The following is a 20,593-nucleotide window of genomic DNA, read 5'->3' on the forward strand; positions in this document are numbered from 1 at the left end:
CTTATGAGATTTGTCCGCGTTTTTTCAAGAGGTGCTCCCTAAACCAGGTAATCAACGCAATGACACAGATGATCAGAAGGCTGGACCAGAAGCCGGGACGGCCCCCTTTTTCAAAAAGTGTACCTGCCACGGCAGTAATGATCAGCGCCATAGCGACCATGGATCTAATCCAACCGCCCATCTTTGGTCTCAATAACTTAAGGAAAGAGGCAAGGATAAATAGCCATGTGTACAAAATAACTAGACCGGCCGCCGTGGTGATATGCTCAAAAATTTGCTTTGGCAGAAACAAGCTCAGTACAATTGTCACACACAGGCCCAGCATATTGATACCAAGCGCGTAGAGCGGCATCTTTCTTTTTCCTTTGGTCACCGCCAGCCAAGAAGGAGCATCTTTATCCTCGGCCAAGGTTACCAGCATAGTCGAGACCGCATACAATGAAGCCACTAAAATAGAGAACCCGGCCACGATCATTACCCCGTTCAGTACATATACAAGAATAGGTAGTCCCATCGCTTCAAGTGCAGCAATAATTGAGCTTTGATCAGATCTCACTTTCTCAGGGCTCACGAATAATAGGGCGAGTCCTATCGACAGTACATAGAGCAGGGTCACGCCCAGCAGCATAAACCTGCCTGCTTTTGGAGCTTCTTTTGAGTCGCGTAGGTCCATCGCCATAAAGCCCATTACCTCAATACCCCCAAAAGCATAGAACGCATAAAGTAACCCTTTCCAAGCACCCATCCATCCTTTATTCAACCATGCTGCCGAACTGTGAACCGTATCCCAATTCCCCCTTCCCCTCAAAAGGGCAACCACGGCGACCACGATGAACATCAGTACCGCGGCGATTTTGATCATGGCGAATAGATTTTCCGCTTTGTTAATCCCCTGGCTACCTAGAATAATGACCAGCAGACCCAGTACAGCATAAATTGCGGTAAAAACCCAAAGCGGCCAACTCGGAAACCAGACCCGCGAGAACAGACCCAAAGCAGTCAAGGTGCTGCCGAGTATTAGAATTTCTGAGCACCAATAGATCCAGCCCATGCCAAACCCGGCCCAGCGGCCAAAAGCCTCTTTGGCATAACTACGAAAAGAGCCCTTTTGAGGATTTTGTATAGTCATTTGGGCCAGCGCCTCATAGACGAACAGAGTTGCCACAGCCGCCAACACAAAAATAACCAACACCAATAATCCGCTCTTACGGATAGCGATGCTGGAACCAAGAAAGAATCCCGTGCCAATCGTGCAGCCTACACCAAATAAAGTAAGCTGCCACCAAGGTAGCTTGCCAGTTGGAGTACCCATATGTATATCCCTCCGTCTGGTGTTACTATGCGTTATCGGGTGTTATTTTATTCTGATATAGGCTTAGGCAGGCAAAAGAAGACCCGACTTCCTGTTCAACAACAAGCGAGTCGGGTCTTCTACAGTTAGAATGGTCAGCGCCCTAGTTATTTACGGGCATCTGAGGAGATCCGGCAGCGGGAACATAGGCATCCAGCATCTGCTGTATTACTGAAACCTGAAGCTGCGGAACCTGATAATAGGCATGTTTGTTCTGATAAAGGAACAACTCATATCCCATTTCAATAAAATGCTGCACCTGTGAAGCCAGCACCCGACGCAACGCTGGGTTCGTCACTTCCGGTGAAGACATGGCCAGCAGTGAGGCATGGGATTTGATTAGACCCAGCATATACCCGCTGACGCCCGCATCTTTCACATCCGCCAGTGACGAGTTAGGCTTCTTGGGCGGGGCCGGTTGGAGACCGTAAACCGGCTGTGTCATATTCGGGATAAGATAGGTAGCCGTTTCCTGGCTTGGCTTTTGCCCTGTCTTAAAACATTGGCAGGTCAAGTTGTACTGATCCAGCATGAAATTGTACTGCCGATCCAAGATAGACAGTAGTTCTTGATCCTGTACAAAGGTTCTGAACATCATGAACTGGTCCAGTAAATTGATCTGGCAGGACAATACCTCGTGCACATCGAACATTTCGTGAGCGCCATGACCTAGCTGCTGTCCGCCCATCATTATACTTCCTAACTGTGGTTGCTGCTGCAAATTATATTCTCCTTTGTTCTTAGATGAGTACCCTCTATAATATGAAGGACAAGATAGCCAATTATGCACGCAGTTATATTTACATCCCTCCATATCTAAGTCAAAGTGCCTCACTTACTGCAACCTTCTTATTTTGAATCCGAAGATTCCTTCTATGTGTCGTGAATAATCCGAAGTACCCTAGCGTTACGAGGATACAGATTATAACATCAACTACAATTAAGTTCTGATAATTCCCAAAATAATCGAAGGATAGACCTCCGATTAATACACCTACTATACCGCCGCCCTGGTGCATGAGAAGTAGAACACCGGTATGTTTTCCTTTACCCTTTGCAAACTCATTAATGACAAGCATTCCACCTGGTAATGCACTTAAGTAGGTAATTCCGAACGCTATAGCAAAAAGAATAGGTGAACTTCCCAAGTGCATAAAGAGGAAAGCAAAACCTATAATGCGAATGCCATACAATAGAGACATCATCATTAATTTATTGTATCGGTCCAGAAAATAGCCGCAAATGAGTGCCCCCGTGATTTCCATAATACCAAGGATGCTCATAGATAAGGCGATCATGCTTGGTGATACATCTGCCAACTGATGTATGGCTACCAAATTCATCTCGACGGATCCCATATTGATACCGCAGGTGAACAGCGCAATCGCGACTACGACAAAGATAGGAAGAGAAATAAATTTCTTCGACGGTGGAGTTACTCTAGGTGATGTATCTTGACCTTCGACTTCTATTGAACGATCCGAAGGAGCTCTCTCCGTATTTTTCTGTTGTGAACTATTAATTCCTAACCAAATTACGGGAAGTGTTACACAAACACCTAGGATAAAAGAAGCCATAAAAGCGTTTTTCCAAGTCAGCCAGTCCATGGATACGAAAATGGGTGTAATAATCGCTAATCCTACAGAAGAGGCACTCGCCAGCAAGGCCATTGCTTTAGCCCGATGATGCCGAAACCATTCAAACATCAATATATAATTTGTCGTCGCCCCAATACCTGCCAAACCAGAGATAACACCGTATCCAATAAAAAAGACAATAGGATGGTGGCCTAACACGACAATACCAGTACCCAAAGTACTCATGATTGCACTTAACATTAGTATCTTCTTTGTGCCATAACGATCCACGAGCCAGCCCCCCAAAGGCGCGCATACGGCTACGATGAATAAATTGGTGGACCATGCCATTGAGATGAATCCCCTGCTAATCTGTAAATCCGTCGATATTTGCACCTGAAAAAAAGACAAGCTGAAGCGAGTCAATGCACCAATAAATCCAATAACCCAGAGAGATCCTAATCCAATCCATGCATACTTGGATTCCTTAAACCATGTAGTTTCCATTATGGTTTCCACCCCTGTCTATTATAAAAGATACCGATCGGTATCTTTTATAATAGCATAGATGCTTTTTTTGCAACAGAATAATTTCATTTGATATACTACGTGTACATATACAATCAAGAACGGAGGATGACAATGGAAAAGGGTGAGAAGACTCGCAATTACATCATAGCTAAAGCCGCTGAACTGTTTAACCAGAAAGGATATTCGGGCTCATCCTTATCTGATATAACAGAATTGACAGGCATTAAGAAAGGTGGCATTTATCGTCATTTTTCCAGTAAGGATGAGATTGCATATGAAGCCTTTAGCTATGCGGGTAGTATTGTGGGGGCCCAACTAGCTCATGCCATTAGTCAGCAAGAAACGGCCTCTGGCAAGCTATTAGCTTATTTACATGTGTACGAGAAAGTAGTTGAAGCGCCACCCTTTATTGGGGGGTGCCCGCTGCTCAACACGGCTATTGAAAGCGACGACAGTCATCCAGGCTTACGTGAAAAAGCCCAGCAAGCCCTAATAGGCACACTGGAATTCAAAAAGAAAATCATTTCTGAAGGTGTACAAAGTGGTGAATTCAAACCTGATCTCGATATTGAGGCACTAGCTACCTTCTCCCTTTCCATCATGGAAGGCGGCATCATGATGAGTAAGCTCGAGGGCAATAATCGGCATATACGGATGAATATCAAGAGCTTTGCTGCTTATTTAAAAAAAGAGTGCCTACGCCAACCTAGTTAGTTCATTCAAAACTTTTTTAACATACAAAGATTTTAAAATAAAAAGGAGCTTCGTCACTACTCACGAGGCTCCTTTAGCTTATTCTTAGTTCCTTAACTTTATTTATGTTCCAACCACTGACATTCTGTGATTTCTATTTCTGTAAATGTTGCTTTAAATGACGAATCCTCTGGGCTACAAGCATATAAACCAAAGTTGATATGCTCACTCCCTTCAAACAAATGAAAAATACGCATCTGCTTAAATGTAATCCCATCAAGAGAATTTTCAACACAGAAGTCACTCTCACGCCGACTTAATCTGTAATGCATTGTTTTTATTGTTGCGTCGAGATCTGTGGTTGCCCAATCCGAATATCCGTGATTCGTAACTACACTACCCAATCTTTGATATTCTTCATTCTCATATTCAATCGATGCCTTGAACCAATTGTCACTGTCCTGATAAATAATGACTCCACACTGGTCAAATCTATGAGCGCTGTCAAAATCAGTTTTCACTATTAAAGAAAAGTATTTCTCGTCAGTCCTCATTAGCAGCGCAGGTGCAGTATCATTTCTGAATCCATAATAGGTACGTTGCCAAAAATCAGTATTAGGCTCAGTTACAATTTCAATCTTCTCATCTGTAATAGAAAAAGTGCTTACTGGATACTGCCAAAAAAGATTTTCTTTTAAAAATTTCATCTCACTACTCCTTATCTAGGTCCCTCTTTACCCTTGAATGTCCCTCCTGGCATCTTGCTCGGCGAGAATCTCATTGTCCTCCGCGTTATCTCTCGTCACTTTCTGAACGCCAACGGCGCTATATGAAATCAACAGAATAACAGCTATATAATACCCCTTTACATTCAATTGAAATGGAGCATTGTACAGACCAATAAAGAACATTACATACCCAATAACCAAGCCTGCAAAAGCCATAATTGTGAAAGCCCCTGTATTTCTCATCCTGTGTTTCGGATTTTCTAGCTTAATTTCTTTATCCTCTGAGTTGTCTCTAACGACCTTTTGCACAACGATACAGCTAATCGTAATTAACACCATGCAAAGCAAATAATACCCTTTCACGTTCAATTCCCAATCGTCGTTGTACACCCCCAAACAGAATAGAAAAAGACCTGCAGCCAATGCAAAATACGATACCCCTGTGAAAGCAGCTGTGTTGCGTTTACGATACCTCTGATTCATCCGACGATTCCTCTCCCAATACAGAATTGAATGGTGTTATAGCCTTCTTCACTATACCGTGGAACATCGGTAAAATTCTACCATTAATTAGGTTGTTTTGGGAAACACAAAGAAAACGGTCTCAGTCCCAGGCAATTCAGGACTAAAGCCGCCTCCTACATTTTCTGCAACTTTATGATTTAGAAAAAATGCTACTCCCTTTCCTGATCCACCAATTGCTGCTGTGCGAGACGAATCATCTCGCGGACCATCGATCCACCAATTTTTCCACCAATCTGACCCACTGATTCTGTGCTCAAATGTCCATTCTCACCGTGTTCCAATGGGATACCAAGTTCTTTTGCGACTTCATATTTCACATCATCAGGCCGCTCCGGATCTACATCATAACCCTCGCGCCGCATCACCTCGGCCTTAAACGTTTGCATCCCGCGATTGACTCCCGGCACTGCATATTTCCTGTTTCTTCTGGACATCCCTTATCCCCTCCTAACATGTTTTAAGTAACATGCCCGGAAAACGAAATATCCACCCCTGTTGATTTGCTCCGATTATTTCCAAGAGGGCGCTGAAAGGCCAACGCTGTCAGGGTGCTTGCCCTCTGTTTCTTATGCATAAATTTTGCTTGAAGGTGACGTTACGTCACCTGCTATACTAACTGAGAACAACACGCTGGAGCAATCGATTGGATGTGAGGAAAGGATGTACAATGAGAACTATTTAACGACAGGGCAGCTTGCAAAGCGTACAGGAATAACGGTCAGGACATTGCGATATTACGATCAGATTGGGCTTCTAATTCCAGAAGATCATCACGCGGGATCGATAAGATCTTATAACATGAAAGACCTAGAAAAATTGCAGCAAATTCAAACGTTGAAATATTTAGGGCTATCCCTTCAGGAAATAAAAGACATCTTAGATGCAGAGTCGCTATCCATAGGGGAGATCAGACATTCGTTACAAGCACAGCTCGATGTTCTACAGAGAAAAATCACTCATACGGAGCATGTAGTTCATGCAATACGAGATGCTATGCAAATGTCGGTCAATCGGTCTGATTGGAACCACTTAGCAAATGTTATTCAAACCTTGCAGAGTAAGCAAGATTGGGGGGAACAGTATCGGACGGCGAGTCGCCTGCAATCGCGGATACACCTTTATGACAAGTTCAGTACAAATCCGCAAGGCTGGCATAATTGGGTGTTTGAACAACTGGAGGTGCACCCTGGAGCCCACATTCTAGAGTTAGGCGGCGGCGATGGGACCTTTTGGATAAGAAACGCCGAACGAATTCCAAGCAGCTGGCGCATCACACTTACTGATATTTCGAGCGGGATGGTAGAAGAAGCACGTTGCCGCTTAGGAAGTAAAAGTTCACAGTTTAAGCTCTTATCTGTTGACGCGCAACAAATCCCCTTCCACGATGAGCATTTCGATGTGGTTATCGCTAACAACATGCTGTATCACGTGCCGGACATCCCTAAAGCGATCCACGAGATACACCGCGTCCTAAAGCGAGGGGGTATAATATGCACCTCTACAATGAGCACTCAACACCTACAAGAGATTGAACACTTGGCAGTCTCGTTCGACCCCGATCTTCATGTATTGGATCAAGCTATTAAACGATTTAATCTGGGTAACGGAGGAGACCTGCTGTCTTCTTGCTTCTCCGATCTTCGGTTACTACGTTACGACGACCGTCTGTTAGTCGACGAAGCTGAACCCCTGATTGAATATATGATATCGACCCCGATGAACGCAAAAGAGCGACTTGTCGGTGCGGCTATAGAGGAATTTCGAAAACACGTCAATCGGCTTCTACAGGAGAATGGAGCCCTCGAAATGACTAAAGAAAATGGGATTTTCCTAGGGAGGAAATGAGATGAAGGCACAGCATTACAACCCAAGAGTACGGATCGTAAAAGAGGAACTTCTATCGGATAACTGGTACATCTTAAAGAAGATCACATTCAAGTATGAAAAAGAAAATGGACAATGGGAGACACAATCCCGTGAAGTGTATGACCGAGGCAACGGAGCGACCATTCTACTCTATAATCGACACAAACAAACCATCGTACTTACGAGACAATTCCGAATGCCTACTTATCTAAACGGCAATGTGACTGGAATGCTTATCGAAACCTGCGCGGGGCTACTCGATAAAGAAACACCAGAAGAAAGTATTCTGAGGGAAACGGAGGAAGAGACGGGGTACCGTATCGACCGAGTGCAGAAAATTGGCGAGGTCTATATGTCACCAGGATCCGTTACCGAAACCCTGCACTTCTTTGTAGCTGAGTATAGTGACGTCATGACAACTGGTCCTGGTGGGGGACTTGAGGAGGAACAGGAAAATATTGAAGTAGTGGAACTTCCGTTTGCTCAAGCGCTTGACATGGTCCAAAGCGGCGAGATTCGTGATGCTAAGACGGTAATGCTGCTCCAATACGCTCAGATCCAAGGTCTCTTGAAGGTAAAATCAAAACCGCTGCATATCCTTATCGCTGGCCCGTATCGTTCTGGAACCAATGATGATCCAGTATTAATCGAGGAAAATGTCAAATACATGAATAAAATTGCTCTTCAAGTTTACGAGGCTGGGCATATGCCAGTGCTGGGGGAGTGGTATGCTTTGCCTCTTATTGCTACAGCCGGTTCCACTAATCTAGGAGACGACGTTTTCAACCGGATTTTCCATCCGTCTTCCATTCGCCTGCTTAATTACTGTGATGCCGTGCTTCGAGTTGGAGGATCATCTCAGGGTGCCGATGAAATGGTACAGGTTGCGCAAGAGAAAGGATTGTTGATTTACGAACGGCTGGATGAACTTCCGTTATTGTGATAATAAGCATTTTTTTCTGTCTGATGATGCACTCTTGATTTAAGTCAATGCCCGCCATACTACTCCTAATTACAATGAAAATAAAAAGTCCTTTAGGAGGCTATCTATGGCTATCTCAGAAAAAAATCTATCGAATCAGCGAAAGTCCGCTTTAACTGCTGGAATCTCACTTATTATCATGACCCTTGCCTCATTTTTTTCGTATGGCTTTGTCCATGGGAATCTTGTTGCTCAGGGCGATGCCAGCGTCACATTCAATAACCTTGTGTCATCCACTAACCTTTTCAAAGGTGAAATTTTGGGTTGGATCATCATTATGATTACTGACATCCTGGTCGCCTGGGCGTTTTATGTGTTTCTAGAACCGATTAACCAAAAGCTATCATTGCTCGGCGCCTGGCTTCGTCTAACCTATTCCGCTATATTGGGAGTCTCTATACTTAACTTGATAGTTGTGCTGCTGCTCACGGGAAATACAATCGACTTTTCCTCATTAAAAATCGAACAGACTCAAGCATTTATGATGTTATTTCTGGATGCATTTCAATTGATTTGGTCTTTGGGATTGGTCGTTTTTGGCGGGCATCTGTTAATTGTGGGCTATGTGGCTTTAAAATCTGGCATCATCCCTAAAGTAATCGGCATCTTATTGCTGCTTGCTTCAATAGGTTACATGATCATTCATCTAAGCAAAATATTTCTCCCACAATACGAAGGGGTCATTACAATATTAAATTACGTTTTCACTATTCCTATGATTGTAGGAGAACTAGGCTTTGGGATATGGCTGCTGCTTAGAGGAGGAAAACTCCACAAAACTGTATGACTTTCTTTTTAGTTATCACTGGAATGAACCCGCTTCTTAATTCTACTTAATGACTCTGGTGTCATCCCCAGATAGCTGGCCAATTGATGCTGAGGTACGCGAGTGAGTAAGTGAGGTCTTTTTCGCAACAAAGCTTTGTAACGTTCTTCAGGATTGGAAGCGATAAATGAAGTTAATTCGTCCTGTACCTCACCTAAGTTTTCCTCTACCATTTTGCGGATCATCGTTTCCAATTGCGAGTGTTTGTGAAGCATGTCTTGTTCCGCATTAAGTTCACCAACCACCAATGTGCTATCTTCTAGACAGGTTAAGGTGTACGCAGAGGGCTTACTTTCTTGATGCCGATTAAAAATCGAAGCCGCTTGCTCTTCTGTGTAGAAATTAGATGTGACTTCTTTTCCCGATTCATCTATCGAGTACTGCCTAACACAACCTTTTAGCACGAAAAAACATTTTGTGGGAACATCTCCTTGTCTAAGGAGCACTGTCCCCTTTTTAAATTCCTCTATAAGGATACCCTCAACAATATCCTGCTGATCCTCTTCGTTAAGAGATGTAAATTTACTCATATACTTATACAATATATTTTTCATCTCTCTCTCCAATCTTCCGAAGTTAATGGCCCGCTTATGATGCCCTTGAAGCTATTTAGGCTCCCGAGAGGGAGCTTCTTGCCTTATTATACTAGCTCATACTAAAACAAATGCAACCTCAGAACTCTTCATACGCCGCTCGGCTGCGTCCGATAGCGCCTTCATATACAATCGATCTCAAAAAACAGGGAGGCCCAACAGCCATTTCATGACTGTCGGGCCTCCCTTATCCTGTATATTACTTGTTCGCTAAGAAAGCATCGATTTGCGCTTGCAGCTCAGCTTGGATTTTATCAATGCCAGCTGATTTCAGCTGTTTGTTCAAATCTGCAAGGCCTTTGTCGATATCTTTAATTACGCCGTACTCAAGCGGAATGGCATAGCGGAGCATTACATTGCCCACATTGGCAATTTCCGTCTTCACTTTGCTATTGTCGAATACAAAGGTTTCAAGGGCATAGTGGTAGACGTTAGCTTCCCAGCCCTTAGCCAGATCGTTAGCTTCTTGAGGGAATGCTTCATTGTCAAGGTTAAGTGGCGAGTTGAAGTTCCAATTAGAGAAGCCGGTAAAGTTCGGATTTTTGTCGAGTGCTTTATATTTGGTGTCGCCAACCGGTTCATAGTGCACGCCACTAATTCCGTACATCATCAGGTCGTGCAGTTCTTTATCGTTTTGCAGCAGATCGATCAGCATCAAGGAACGTTCTACATTTTTGGAAGTCGCATGAATCGACGTACCGTTTTGTGTAGAAATCGCCACTGATTTTTTCTTCCCTTGGTTAATATCAGCCAACGCTACTTCATAAGGAGAATTTTCTTGGCGCATTAAAGCCATGAGTGCTCCAAGTGTTCCGTTATTATGCGTAATCGAGGCCGTTTTGCCTGCTTTAAAATCCGCCTGATGATCATTTTTGCTGTTCAGAACGTTTTTCGACCAGGCATTGTTATCAGCGAGATCTTTGTAATACACGAGTAGATCCTTGAACTCTTGCGTTTCATAGACGTTAAAGACTTTGCCTGTTTCATCGGTCAATTTGAAGGCAAACGGAAGATCTAGATCAAACATATTCCATTCGTTTTGCTGCTTCAATAATACACGGTCCAAGTTATGATACTTCCAGTCTCCCGTTTCCGGAGTGAACGGTGTAATTCCTTTTTCCTTTTCTGCTATCGTCTTCAAATAAGTAGCATATGCTTCCGGGCTGTTGATTTCGGGAAGATTGTATTTCTTACGCAAATCTTCACGATAGAGAATCAGCTTTTCAACAGATTCCCCTCTGTTTTGTGGAACCATGTACAGTTTGCCGTTTACTTTTGCCTGATCCCAGCTCACATCTGACATAGCTTCCTTAGTTTTTGGCATATATTTGGTAATTAGCTCATCGGTTAATTCTAGAAATCCGCCTTTCAGTGCCTGATCATTATAACCGGCCCAGTTTGCCGAATAGATGAGGTCAAAATCTTCATTAGCTGCCAGCTTCAGTGGATATTTTTGAGCCCAGTCAGACCAGTCCAAGAACTCGCCCTCAAGGGTCGCATTAATTTTTTCTTTCAGTTTCTTATTAATTTCAGCAAAAACACTATCATAGTCTATCGGTTTAGGCCCAACGAAGATCATTTTCAACTTTACTTCTTTAGAGGTGTCTATGTTATCTGAAGTTTCGGCTACATTCGTTGCACTCGCTGTTTCTGTAGGCTCACTTGTTACCTCAGCGGCATTATTGGTAGCCTTAGCGGGTGTATTGGCGTTGTTGTTGCCACCACCACATGCGCTCAAAATCATTACGAAGGTTAAAACGAGTGCGAGCATAATGAATCTATTTTTTCTCAGCATTTCAAGCCTTCCCCCTTGTATTAATTATATTGATAAACCGGATTTCCCCGGGTTCATCCTTTTACAGCGCCAATCGTCAAGCCTTGAACGAAATATCTCTGGACGAATGGATAAGCGAGTAGAATCGGACCTGTAGCTACAACCGTCATTGCCATCTTCAAGCTCTCGCTTGGGATCGATGTGGTTACGACTGCTCCTGCACCCATCATGGCTTTTCGCATGCCATCCATATTGCCAAGCATTTTGTACAAATAATATTGAAGCGGCATCAGCTTCTCATCGGAAATAAATAGAAGGGCATTGTACCAGTCGTTCCAATAGGCAAGAGCCAGAAACAAACCAATAGTCGCTAGCGCCGGCTTGGAGAGAGGCAGAATTAGACGAGCGTAGATCTTAAAATCGCCTGCACCGTCAATTTTAGCCGATTCTACGATTGCTTCCGGAATGCTGCCCATAAACGACTTCATAACAATGATGTAGAAGACGTTGAGCATCATCGGAATCACTAAAGCCAGCAATGTATCTTTGATATGGAGGTAATTGACCATAAGCAGATACCAAGGAACCAGACCGCCGTTAAATAAAGTTGTAAAGAAAAAGAAGAATGAAAATTTATTACGCCATTTAAAATCTTTTCTGGATAGCGCATAAGCCGTCATTGAAGTCAGAAACAAACCAAACAGTGTGCCTATTATAGTAACGCCTATGGTCACCATATAGGCTTGAATCATCTGGTCGGGATACTTAAACAAAATGCTGTAGGCTTCTGTTGAGAAGGCCGTAGGTATAAATTGATAGCCATCTGTTAATATTTTTGACTCTTCCGTCAGCGATGAAGATACGACAAGTATAAACGGGAATATACATAAAATTGCGAGAAAGATTAGGGATACATAACCAATACCCGAGAATATTTTACGATCGAGCTGCTTCATATCGTTACCTCCATTATGAAAACTGTACCTCTGATGCGGTTAGAATAAGGCGCGGTCTTTATCGTATTTACGAACAGCATAGTTCACAGTCATGATCGTTGCGAAGCCAAGAACGGACTGGAAAACGCCAGCCGCAGCCGACATGCCGATATCATTCGAAGTAATCAGCGATCTGAACACGAAAGTATCGATAACGTCCGTCGAAGAGAACAACAAACCGTTATTGCCGATCATGTTATAAAACATCCCGAAATCACCGCGGAAAATATTCCCGACCGCCAGCAGCACCAAAATAATAATCGTCGGGTAAAGATTTGGAATCGTCACTTTCCGGATCCGCTGAAAAATATTGGCGCCATCGATTTCAGCTGCCTCATACTGTTCAGTATCTATGCCCGTAATCGCGGCCAAGTACATTACCGTTCCGTATCCAAGGCCTTTCCAGGCGGAAACGAGAACTAGGATATACGGCCAGTAGGCAGGCGTATTGTAAATATCAATAGGTTCTAGCCCGAGTCCTCTAAGGAGTGCGTTCACAGTACCAATATCATAATTGAGCAGGTTATAGGCAATCGCGCCGACAACTACCCAAGAAATAAAGTAGGGAAGAAACAACGCCGATTGCGTAATTTTGCGGAACCATTTGCCACCGACCTCAAACAACATAATCGCTGCAAAAATTTGCAAAGAGTTATTTACAACGATGAATGCAATATTGTATAACGCTGTATTCCGTGTTACCCGCCAGGCATCTCCTGATTCAAAGAAAAAGCGGAAGTTATCGAGCCCGTTCCAGGCACTTCCAAAAATACCGCCCGCGTAATCATAATGCTTGAAGGCAATAATAATGCCCGCCATTGGGACATAGGCAAACAAAAGAAAAAAAGCAACCGCCGGAGCCAGCATCAGCAACAGAACCCTATAGTTTTTTAAATCGCTCCAAAATGTATGCCCTTTCATCTTTGCACCCCTTTCTTCTCTATATCTCTCATTATAAAAGGAAGGCGGCGGTGAGATAATTCAGCGAAACAACTAAACATAATACTAATTCAACGATTCATAAACAATTTCGATAAAAAAGAAGCCCCTGTTCCATATAGAACATGAGCCTCCTCAATAAGTAATCGATTCAGATTTTATTTTTCTTCCGGTACTCGCCGGGCGACATGCCCATATATTGCTTGAACTGCCTATTGAAATAAATAATATTTTTATATCCGGCTTGTTCCGCAATCTCATATACTTTCTTCGTAGGATCCTCGAGCAGCTCGCATACCCGCTTCATACGCAATTCACTTAGAAAATCGCTGAAGAGACTATTGGTCTCGACCTTGAACAGATGCCCCAGATAGTTAGGGGTAAAGTCGAAATGTGCGGCGACCTCGTTTAGCGTTATTTTTTGATCTAATCTTTCTTTCACATACTCCGTAATTTCATCAATTAACTTGCGCTTTTGCCTTTGGCGTTTCAAATAAAGCAGCTCCGACAGTTCAAAGAATCTTCTTCTCAGCCACGAAAGGATATCATGCACCGTTTCAAACTGAAACAGCACAAAAGGATGATGAGAATCCCAATTCAAAATCTCGTACAAATGCTCATTCATTTGCTGCAGATCAGCATGAAGCTTAGAGGTAATCCGGATAATGATATCGTAGATGTCGTTTTTCTGGGAGATCGGGCTGTCTCCGGCAAATAGCTGAAGCAAGCAATCATCAATAGTGGTAAGGTCGTAGTCGAGCATAGCTTTAAGCATACGATCCACAATAACCTCTAAGTCCGAAGCCATCTTTTCCTTTGGAGACCATTCCGAGGCATCTTGGATCAACCTATTCTTCCCTACGATCCATTTAATGCTTAGCGCGGCCTGCGCCTGCCGATAGGAATCATGTAGCTTGACCGGGTCGGTTGTGTACATTCCTCTTCCGATCGTAATCGAACAGGAGAACTCCTGATAGAACACCCGAATCAACTCTTCCAGTAAAGCTGTAAAATATTGTTCCTGAACCGCAGCAAGGATCACAAAGTGATAGTCATAAGTCGTAATCACCATGCCCAAATTTTGATCCTGAGCAAACTTTCGGATAAACTGATTGGCAGTGCTGCTCCACAAACTCCGCTCTTCTTCCGTCCAGGTTTGGATTTTTCGCGCCATGTCGTCGATCTCAATGATGGCAACCGCTGATGCACCTTGTAAGTATGGCGTGAGAACGTTGTGAATGTGCGTTTCAACCTGTCCCGGTGCAGCCTCGTTAAACCAACGCAGCAGTAGCTCCTGATTAACAAGCGTCAGCGTTTCCGACAAGGAAGTACGCTGCGTCCTCTCTTTCTCAATCTTTGTGCAGAGTTCGGTCAGCGTCTCGTTCAGCTCGTCATCATCCACAGGCTTAAGCAAATAACTGTATGCGTTCAATTGAATCGCTTCCTTGGCATAATTGAAATCCTGATGTCCGCTAATAAATAAAATATGGACCTCTGGGTTAATCTCCTTCGCTTTCCGTGCAAATTCCACGCCTGACATAATCGGCATACCGATATCAGAGAGAATGATATCTACAGGGTGCTGCTCCATCATTTTCAGAGCGGCAAACCCGCTTGTTGCCGTTCTCACGCTATGCAAAGGCAAATGATCACTGCCGGCTACACGCCGTCTAAGCCATTCCAAATCGATTACTTCATCATCCACCAGCAGAACATTGATTTCCATCGCCATACTCCTCACTCCCCCATCACTTCCCTGATTTCTGCATTTTCCACCGGTAAAATAATTTGAACTGTCGTTCCCGCTCCAAAATAGCTACCGATTTGAATGCCGAAATCGCTCCCGTATCGCAGTTTAATTCGTTCTTCCACGTTTCTCAGACCGTAGCTGCCTGGTTGATATGCACTTGATCGCATGTTTTGAAGAGTCTCCGGCCGCATGCCGATCCCGTTATCAATGACCTTGAGTTCGATGCGGTCACCCAGCCGCTTTCCAGTAATACGAATCGCAATAGTCTCCCCGAACCAGGCATGCTTGAATATATTCTCCACAAACGGCTGTAAAATCAGCTTAATAATAGGCACCTGTAAAATTTCCGGATCGACATCATAATAAACCTCAAAGGCGTCCGCATACTTCACTCTCTGAATTTCCAGATACATCCTCACCTGCTCCAGCTCATTTTCAAGGGAGATATATACATGCCCATCGTTTAGTGTGAGTCGATAAAATTTGGAGAGACCTTGTACCATCTGCGTAACCTTCTCCACTTCCCCCAAATTGGCCAAACTGCCGATGGTCGACAGCGTATTGTACAAGAAATGCGGACTGATCTGGGCTTGAAGCACATCCAGCTCCGCTTGCTTTTTCTGAATGCCCTGCACATAGACGTTCCGGATGAGTTCCTGAATGCTGGTCGCCATTTGGTTGAAGCTATTAGCGATATAGACAAATTCATCGTTCCCTGGAAATCCGATTCTTTTATAAAAATTACCCTCCTGAAACGATCGAACCAAATACACAATCCGCTTGATCTTCTTGCCAGATATACGTGCAACTAGAAAACCGATAATAGCCATCACCAAAAAACTGATGGAACAAACGGTACTAATCACCTTCCGCATTCTACTAGCATCTTTGTTCAAATAAGAGTGAGGTACGCGCGCCTCAATGACATAGCTTGATACCGGAATATCTTCACTAATAATTAAATAATCATCTTGTTTCGTATCTTCAGCAGCAACACCTTGTTCATACAAAGTCATTCCTGTAGCCCTATCCAACAGACGAAGTTCAATCCCCTGTTCAATCGGAAAAGTATCAAAATTACCAAATAGCTCATCAATCCTCGCCGTAACGCGAATATATCCGATAATCGCAGGTGCTGCCTTGGAAGAAACGAGCTTACGGAAATATGAAATATTACCTAGCTCACGGTCGGTATCCGCTTGAAGCCACAAACTGTCTTGATTATTCGCAACAATCGACTTAAACCACTCCGTATTCTCAATCACCTGATCAGAAAGAACATAATAATCACTTCGACCGATAGGTGTCGACATATCATCACCAGTAATTTCAAGCATCGTCTCATTGACCGTAAAAAGCGCAAGTCTCAGCTTGTTCCCATACAGTTGCAGAGGGGCCTTCATATAAGGAACGATATCATCTCTCATTTTGAGCATATTTTCCAAAGGATCTCCCCTGAACTGAAGGGCATTCTGAAAATTCGTATTTAGAAACAGCGAGTTGGTCATACGTTTGATTTCATCTGTCTGGTATTCGATGTTGTTCCTCGTCTGCTTTAATGCGGTCCGGACATTCGTTTCGGCCATTTCAGTCCTGGACTCTACGAGCATTGTATAGGCTATATAGCCAACCAGCACATCTGTCAGCAATACAAGAATGAGATACGGAATCATCATCTTGTATGTGAATGGAATATACTTTTTACTAGACAGTTTCCTCTCCATGCGCATGCTCCCTTATATACGTATCCATACGACTGCTATTTTGACCCATTTTACAATGAAAAGAAAGCGGTTACTATATCTTGTATTTGGAAACTTCGCTTTAGAGTAGCACTCTGTTCTCCAAAATATTTTTCAAGCTGATATGCGATTTGGAAGGTCCGAACTTTATAAGGTGATCTTGAAATTCAGCAAGCGCCTCAATCGTTGAGGTCTGTACCTTAATGAGATAATTATATTCTCCACTAATGCGGAACAAATCGGTAACTTCCATAGCATCGTTGCAAAAATCGGTGAGCTCTTGGCAATGTTCTGTTTTGATTAGAATAAAAGTAGTCGTACCCCGGTTCAGATCCCGCAAATTAAAAGCTGTATGATACCCCGATATGATGTTCCTTTCCTCCAACTTAATGATTCTTTCTTTAACGGATGGTTGTGACATCGAAACCTCTTTGCTGATTTGTGAAATGGGCATTCGAGCATTGTACTGCAATAATTGCATAATCTTTTTATCAATATCATCCATAAGATGTTCCATATCAAGCGCCTCCTAGCTCTTTTTAATAAATAAACCCATTCAACTAAAATACCTTATATTCAATAACCATGTCAGGATAAAACACTTATCTTATATATGTATCTCCTATTTTAATCCAACTATAATAAATAGTACATTAGATATAGGAGTGATTAATAATGAGCGTAAAAGGTCTTGCACATATAGCGATTCAAGCCAAAGATTATAAAGCAACAATTTCATTTTACATTGACGTCTTAGGATTTAAGTTAGGTCATCATTGGAGTCTGCCCTCCTTTCAAATCAAAGAAGCTTCGATGCTTATTTCACCTGATCAAAGAACTTGCATAGAGATTTTTGATAACGATGCAGTCATTGCCGCCCAAGGGAAAAAAGCCTTGTCTGAAGAGGATATAGCTCACGGAGCACTCTTACATTTCGCCTTCTACGTCGATAATGTCGATGAAATGTACCAAAAAGCCCTTGCTCATGGAGCAAAGGCTTTTATAGCACCAGATTCTATTTCTCTTGGTGAACCGCCTCTTCTGATCAAGAACGCGATCGTTCACAGCCCCAATGGGGAAGTTATCGAATTTCTTGAAGAGGTTGATTTTGATATGTCTAATTACACTACTTCATATAAAGATGCATCCAAGGCTTGAATAAAGCCCGACCAATCGCCTGTCGTGTACAGCAGAAGTCGATGCATCGCGCGCGTACAAGCTGTATAAAAGAGTTTACGTTCGCTCTCCCGATGATAAGTCTGCGTAGAAGCATCGTAAATTAGCACGGCGTCGAATTCTACGCCCTTAGCAAGATACGCAGGAATAATTAGCGTTCCCTTCTCAAAGGTGAGCGTCTCCTTCGTAATAAGCCTTAGATTCTCGCCCCCCTGTGCAAGCAGTGCTTCATAGGCTTCGCGGCTTTCCGCAGCAGTCTTAGTAATAACGGCGATGGAGTCGAGACCTTCGGCCATAAGCGCCGCAAGATCCTCTTTTATCCGCACCGCCCGCTCCACCTCATTGCTAGCCTTCAATAGGTGCGGCTTCTTGCCGCCCCTATCAAAAGGCACGATCTCTTCATTAGTTAGCAGCGCCTTCGTAAACTCCACAATCTCGCGAGTCGAACGATAGCTTCGGATTAAACGAAATAGGTTCGTTTCCTCTTCACCATAAAGCCGGATCAAAGGAGAATCCACCTCTTGCAGATTCGTCGCTTGCGGGAAAATCGCTTGACTGAAATCGCCGAGTACTGTCATGCTGGCGCGGGGAAACAATTGCTTGAGGAACGCGAATTGGAACGGCGAATAATCCTGTCCTTCATCAATAAATAAATGCCGCACCATTGTATTCGTACGAGAACCCTCGATAAGCTCTTTTAAATACAAGAATGGGGTCTCATCTTCATAAAACAGTTCGATAAGGCTCAACTTTTCCTTCGTTTGCATACAGATTTCTGGCCATTGATCAGGTACTTCGGTCTCACCCGTCATTTTCTGATAAGTGGCTTCATCCCTAAATAACTGCTCGTATAATCCAATCGTATCTATGAATTTCAACCGTTTGGCATCCCGTCTTATCGGTTTGAAATGCTCCTTCACGATCATACGACGCAGCAACTCATCTTCCTGCGAACTAAAGTCAAAGACATTCTCTTCCCCGTCCTTCTGAGTACGAAAATCACCATAGATTTCAAGATACTGCTCTGTAAAATCGAAGACTGCTTCCTCTCGCCGGTACTTCTTAAGCACCTCACTGTAAGCTTCGGCATATTGATCGTTGTCGAGGTAATCGACTTCATCTTGAACCCAGGGCGCTTCCATTTCCTGACGCTCTAGCTTAGTCAGCTCACGCAGCAGCCATTCACGTAGTAAAGCAACGCGATTAGCCAATCGTATAGAGCTGTCGTAGCTGTAAAATTGCGATTTCATTTGCTGCGCAGTAATCAACTCGCGGTCCCGGAAACGGATACTGTGGAACAGCATACCTTCTTTGCCTAACCATAACGCGTAGCTTTGAAGAGCATGCAGGAAAGCCTCAGAAGCCTTATATTGCATCCCCGTTAACCGTGCCTCATACCCCTGTGAGGATTGTGATGTCAGTACATATTCAATCTGCTCGAAGGGGTCCTCCAAATTCATCGTGGATCCGAGCCAATAGGCAAGATACTCCTGAAAGGTCGTTTGCTGCATATTCTCTTCGCCGAGCTCAGGGAGCACCGTCGATACATAACTGTTAAACATCGGATTTGGCGAAAAAAGAACGATCTGATCTGCCTTGAGCCTATCGCGGTGTTTGTATAATAAATACGCTACCCGTTGCAGCGCTGCGGACGTTTTTCCGCTGCCAGCCGCTCCTTGCACAATAAGCATACGGCTTTTGTCATTGCGGATGATGGCGTTCTGTTCCTTCTGGATGGTCGCCACAATGCTCTTCATTTGTGAATCTGCGCCTTTGCCAAGCACCTGCTGAAGCAATTCGTCCCCGATCGTTAAGCTCGTATCGAACACGTTCTGGAGCTGACCGTAACGGATCTGATATTGCCGCTTCAGCATCATCTCACCTGTAATCTGTCCTCCCGGCGTTTCGTAAGTAGATGGCCCTGGGGAATGATCATAGTACATGCTTGCAATAGGCGTTCGCCAGTCATACACCAGAAAGTCCACACCGTCTGCATCAACGAAAGAAGCCACTCCGATATAAATTTTCTCACTCAAGCCCAAACCATCTTCTTGAAAATCCATTCGCCCAAAATAGGGAGACGGCAGTAGCCGTTTCATATTCTTAAAACGCTGCACCCGCTGCCGGTGACTGCGCTCCCGCTCGGACAACAATGCTTCTTGCTGCTTTATACTGTAGAAGGTCTCTTCGAAATCTTCGTCTGTGCTCGTATTGACCGTGACTTCTTCCCAAAACCGCTTGCGAATGTCCACCACTTGATCACGTAGCCCAGTCACTTCTGGTTCTAGTTCTGCGATTCTTGATTGCAGCTTTTCCGTAACCAAATCAAGCCGATCTTGTTCTTGCTGCCAATCCATTACGTTTACCATCTTCACGAACACGCTCCTTTTCATTCTTGTTATAAAGAAGCAAAAATTAAAATTTGACAAACTGTTAATCCACATGGTATTATAATAGTGTAGATAAGATGTTACACTTATGTGTAAATTCGTGAAATCAACAGTGATTATTTTATAATATCACGATCTTTCTTTGCATGCAAATT

The 20,593-nt window shown here is 43.6% G+C and carries 19 protein-coding genes and 1 pseudogene; 5 read left to right on the forward strand and 15 right to left on the reverse strand.

All coding sequences use genetic code 11. The features are described 5' to 3' along the window. Position 1 precedes the first annotated feature (1 nt). The 3 genes from NST34_RS31450 to NST34_RS31460 all read right to left on the reverse strand — a co-directional run bounded on the left by NST34_RS31450 (position 2) and on the right by NST34_RS31460 (position 3,435). The gene (locus NST34_RS31450; protein ID WP_341129460.1) at positions 2 to 1,312 is read right to left on the reverse strand and encodes an amino acid permease; all 1,311 of its coding nucleotides are present in this window, start codon (positions 1,310 to 1,312) and stop codon (positions 2 to 4) included. Positions 1,313 to 1,454: 142 nt separating this feature from the next. After that, on the reverse strand, positions 1,455 to 2,042 hold the full coding sequence (locus NST34_RS31455; protein ID WP_341129621.1) for a spore coat protein: 588 nt from the start codon (positions 2,040 to 2,042) through the stop codon (positions 1,455 to 1,457). A 130-nt stretch (positions 2,043 to 2,172) separates the two neighbouring features. Next, a complete protein-coding gene (locus NST34_RS31460) occupies positions 2,173 to 3,435 on the reverse strand; it encodes an MFS transporter (RefSeq protein ID WP_341129461.1) in 1,263 nt (420 codons plus the stop codon). A gap of 129 nt (positions 3,436 to 3,564) precedes the next feature. On the opposite strand from NST34_RS31460, the gene NST34_RS31465 reads away from it, so the two are divergent. Continuing rightward, complete coding sequence (locus NST34_RS31465) at positions 3,565 to 4,173, forward strand: TetR/AcrR family transcriptional regulator (RefSeq protein WP_341129462.1); 609 nt, start codon at positions 3,565 to 3,567, stop codon at positions 4,171 to 4,173. Positions 4,174 to 4,271: 98 nt separating this feature from the next. Here the strand turns inward: NST34_RS31465 and NST34_RS31470 are convergent, their stop codons facing one another. The 4 genes and pseudogenes from NST34_RS31470 to NST34_RS31485 form a co-directional block, all read right to left on the reverse strand. After that, positions 4,272 to 4,859 carry a DUF1349 domain-containing protein gene (locus NST34_RS31470; protein WP_076298065.1) on the reverse strand — a complete coding sequence of 196 codons (588 nt, stop codon included), beginning with the start codon at positions 4,857 to 4,859 and terminating at the stop codon, positions 4,272 to 4,274. 27 nt (positions 4,860 to 4,886) lie between these two features. Next, the gene (locus NST34_RS31475) at positions 4,887 to 5,123 is read right to left on the reverse strand and encodes a YiaA/YiaB family inner membrane protein (protein WP_305953467.1); all 237 of its coding nucleotides are present in this window, start codon (positions 5,121 to 5,123) and stop codon (positions 4,887 to 4,889) included. A gap of 57 nt (positions 5,124 to 5,180) precedes the next feature. Beyond that, positions 5,181 to 5,363: pseudogene (locus NST34_RS31480) on the reverse strand (YiaA/YiaB family inner membrane protein); the annotation flags it as partial. Positions 5,364 to 5,554: 191 nt separating this feature from the next. Continuing rightward, entirely contained in the window at positions 5,555 to 5,839 is a 285-nt protein-coding gene (locus NST34_RS31485) for an alpha/beta-type small acid-soluble spore protein (RefSeq protein WP_076285007.1), read from the reverse strand. A 145-nt stretch (positions 5,840 to 5,984) separates the two neighbouring features. On the opposite strand from NST34_RS31485, the gene NST34_RS31490 reads away from it, so the two are divergent. The 3 genes from NST34_RS31490 (at position 5,985) to NST34_RS31500 (ending at position 9,040) form a co-directional block, all read left to right on the forward strand. Then, a complete protein-coding gene (locus NST34_RS31490; protein ID WP_341129463.1) occupies positions 5,985 to 7,250 on the forward strand; it encodes a MerR family transcriptional regulator in 1,266 nt (421 codons plus the stop codon). A gap of 1 nt (position 7,251) precedes the next feature. Then, positions 7,252 to 8,214 carry a GDP-mannose pyrophosphatase NudK gene (gene nudK, locus NST34_RS31495; RefSeq protein WP_341129464.1) on the forward strand — a complete coding sequence of 321 codons (963 nt, stop codon included), beginning with the start codon at positions 7,252 to 7,254 and terminating at the stop codon, positions 8,212 to 8,214. Between the two features lie 106 nt (positions 8,215 to 8,320). Then, on the forward strand, positions 8,321 to 9,040 hold the full coding sequence (locus NST34_RS31500; protein WP_341129465.1) for a DUF4386 domain-containing protein: 720 nt from the start codon (positions 8,321 to 8,323) through the stop codon (positions 9,038 to 9,040). A gap of 8 nt (positions 9,041 to 9,048) precedes the next feature. Here the strand turns inward: NST34_RS31500 and NST34_RS31505 are convergent, their stop codons facing one another. From NST34_RS31505 to NST34_RS31535, 7 genes are all read right to left on the reverse strand, one after another. Next, entirely contained in the window at positions 9,049 to 9,633 is a 585-nt protein-coding gene (locus tag NST34_RS31505; RefSeq protein WP_042192976.1) for a Crp/Fnr family transcriptional regulator, read from the reverse strand. Between the two features lie 238 nt (positions 9,634 to 9,871). After that, positions 9,872 to 11,467, reverse strand: a complete 1,596-nt coding sequence (locus NST34_RS31510) for an ABC transporter substrate-binding protein (protein ID WP_341129466.1) — start codon at positions 11,465 to 11,467, stop codon at positions 9,872 to 9,874. Between the two features lie 53 nt (positions 11,468 to 11,520). After that, a complete protein-coding gene (locus NST34_RS31515) occupies positions 11,521 to 12,402 on the reverse strand; it encodes a carbohydrate ABC transporter permease (protein ID WP_076285013.1) in 882 nt (293 codons plus the stop codon). A 39-nt stretch (positions 12,403 to 12,441) separates the two neighbouring features. Further along, the gene (locus NST34_RS31520) at positions 12,442 to 13,362 is read right to left on the reverse strand and encodes an ABC transporter permease (RefSeq protein WP_042192982.1); all 921 of its coding nucleotides are present in this window, start codon (positions 13,360 to 13,362) and stop codon (positions 12,442 to 12,444) included. 169 nt (positions 13,363 to 13,531) lie between these two features. After that, positions 13,532 to 15,112: a response regulator gene (locus NST34_RS31525; protein ID WP_341129467.1), complete on the reverse strand. Its 1,581-nt coding sequence runs from the start codon at positions 15,110 to 15,112 to the stop codon at positions 13,532 to 13,534. A 5-nt stretch (positions 15,113 to 15,117) separates the two neighbouring features. Further along, a complete protein-coding gene (locus NST34_RS31530) occupies positions 15,118 to 16,854 on the reverse strand; it encodes a sensor histidine kinase (protein WP_149645521.1) in 1,737 nt (578 codons plus the stop codon). Positions 16,855 to 16,954: 100 nt separating this feature from the next. Continuing rightward, positions 16,955 to 17,389, reverse strand: coding sequence for an Lrp/AsnC family transcriptional regulator (locus NST34_RS31535; protein ID WP_076285015.1), 435 nt, complete (start codon positions 17,387 to 17,389; stop codon positions 16,955 to 16,957). Between the two features lie 158 nt (positions 17,390 to 17,547). On the opposite strand from NST34_RS31535, the gene NST34_RS31540 reads away from it, so the two are divergent. Next, positions 17,548 to 18,030 (forward strand): VOC family protein, encoded by a 483-nt coding sequence (locus NST34_RS31540; protein ID WP_076298072.1) that lies wholly within the window; start codon positions 17,548 to 17,550, stop codon positions 18,028 to 18,030. Here NST34_RS31540 and helD read toward each other — a convergent pair. Further along, positions 17,994 to 20,417 (reverse strand): RNA polymerase recycling motor HelD, encoded by a 2,424-nt coding sequence (helD, locus tag NST34_RS31545; protein ID WP_341129622.1) that lies wholly within the window; start codon positions 20,415 to 20,417, stop codon positions 17,994 to 17,996. The genes NST34_RS31540 and helD overlap by 37 nt on opposite strands. Positions 20,418 to 20,593: the final 176 nt, after the last annotated feature.

This window comes from Paenibacillus sp. FSL H7-0714 (genome assembly GCF_038003765.1).
Classification (GTDB): Bacteria; Bacillota; Bacilli; order Paenibacillales; family Paenibacillaceae; genus Paenibacillus_AQ.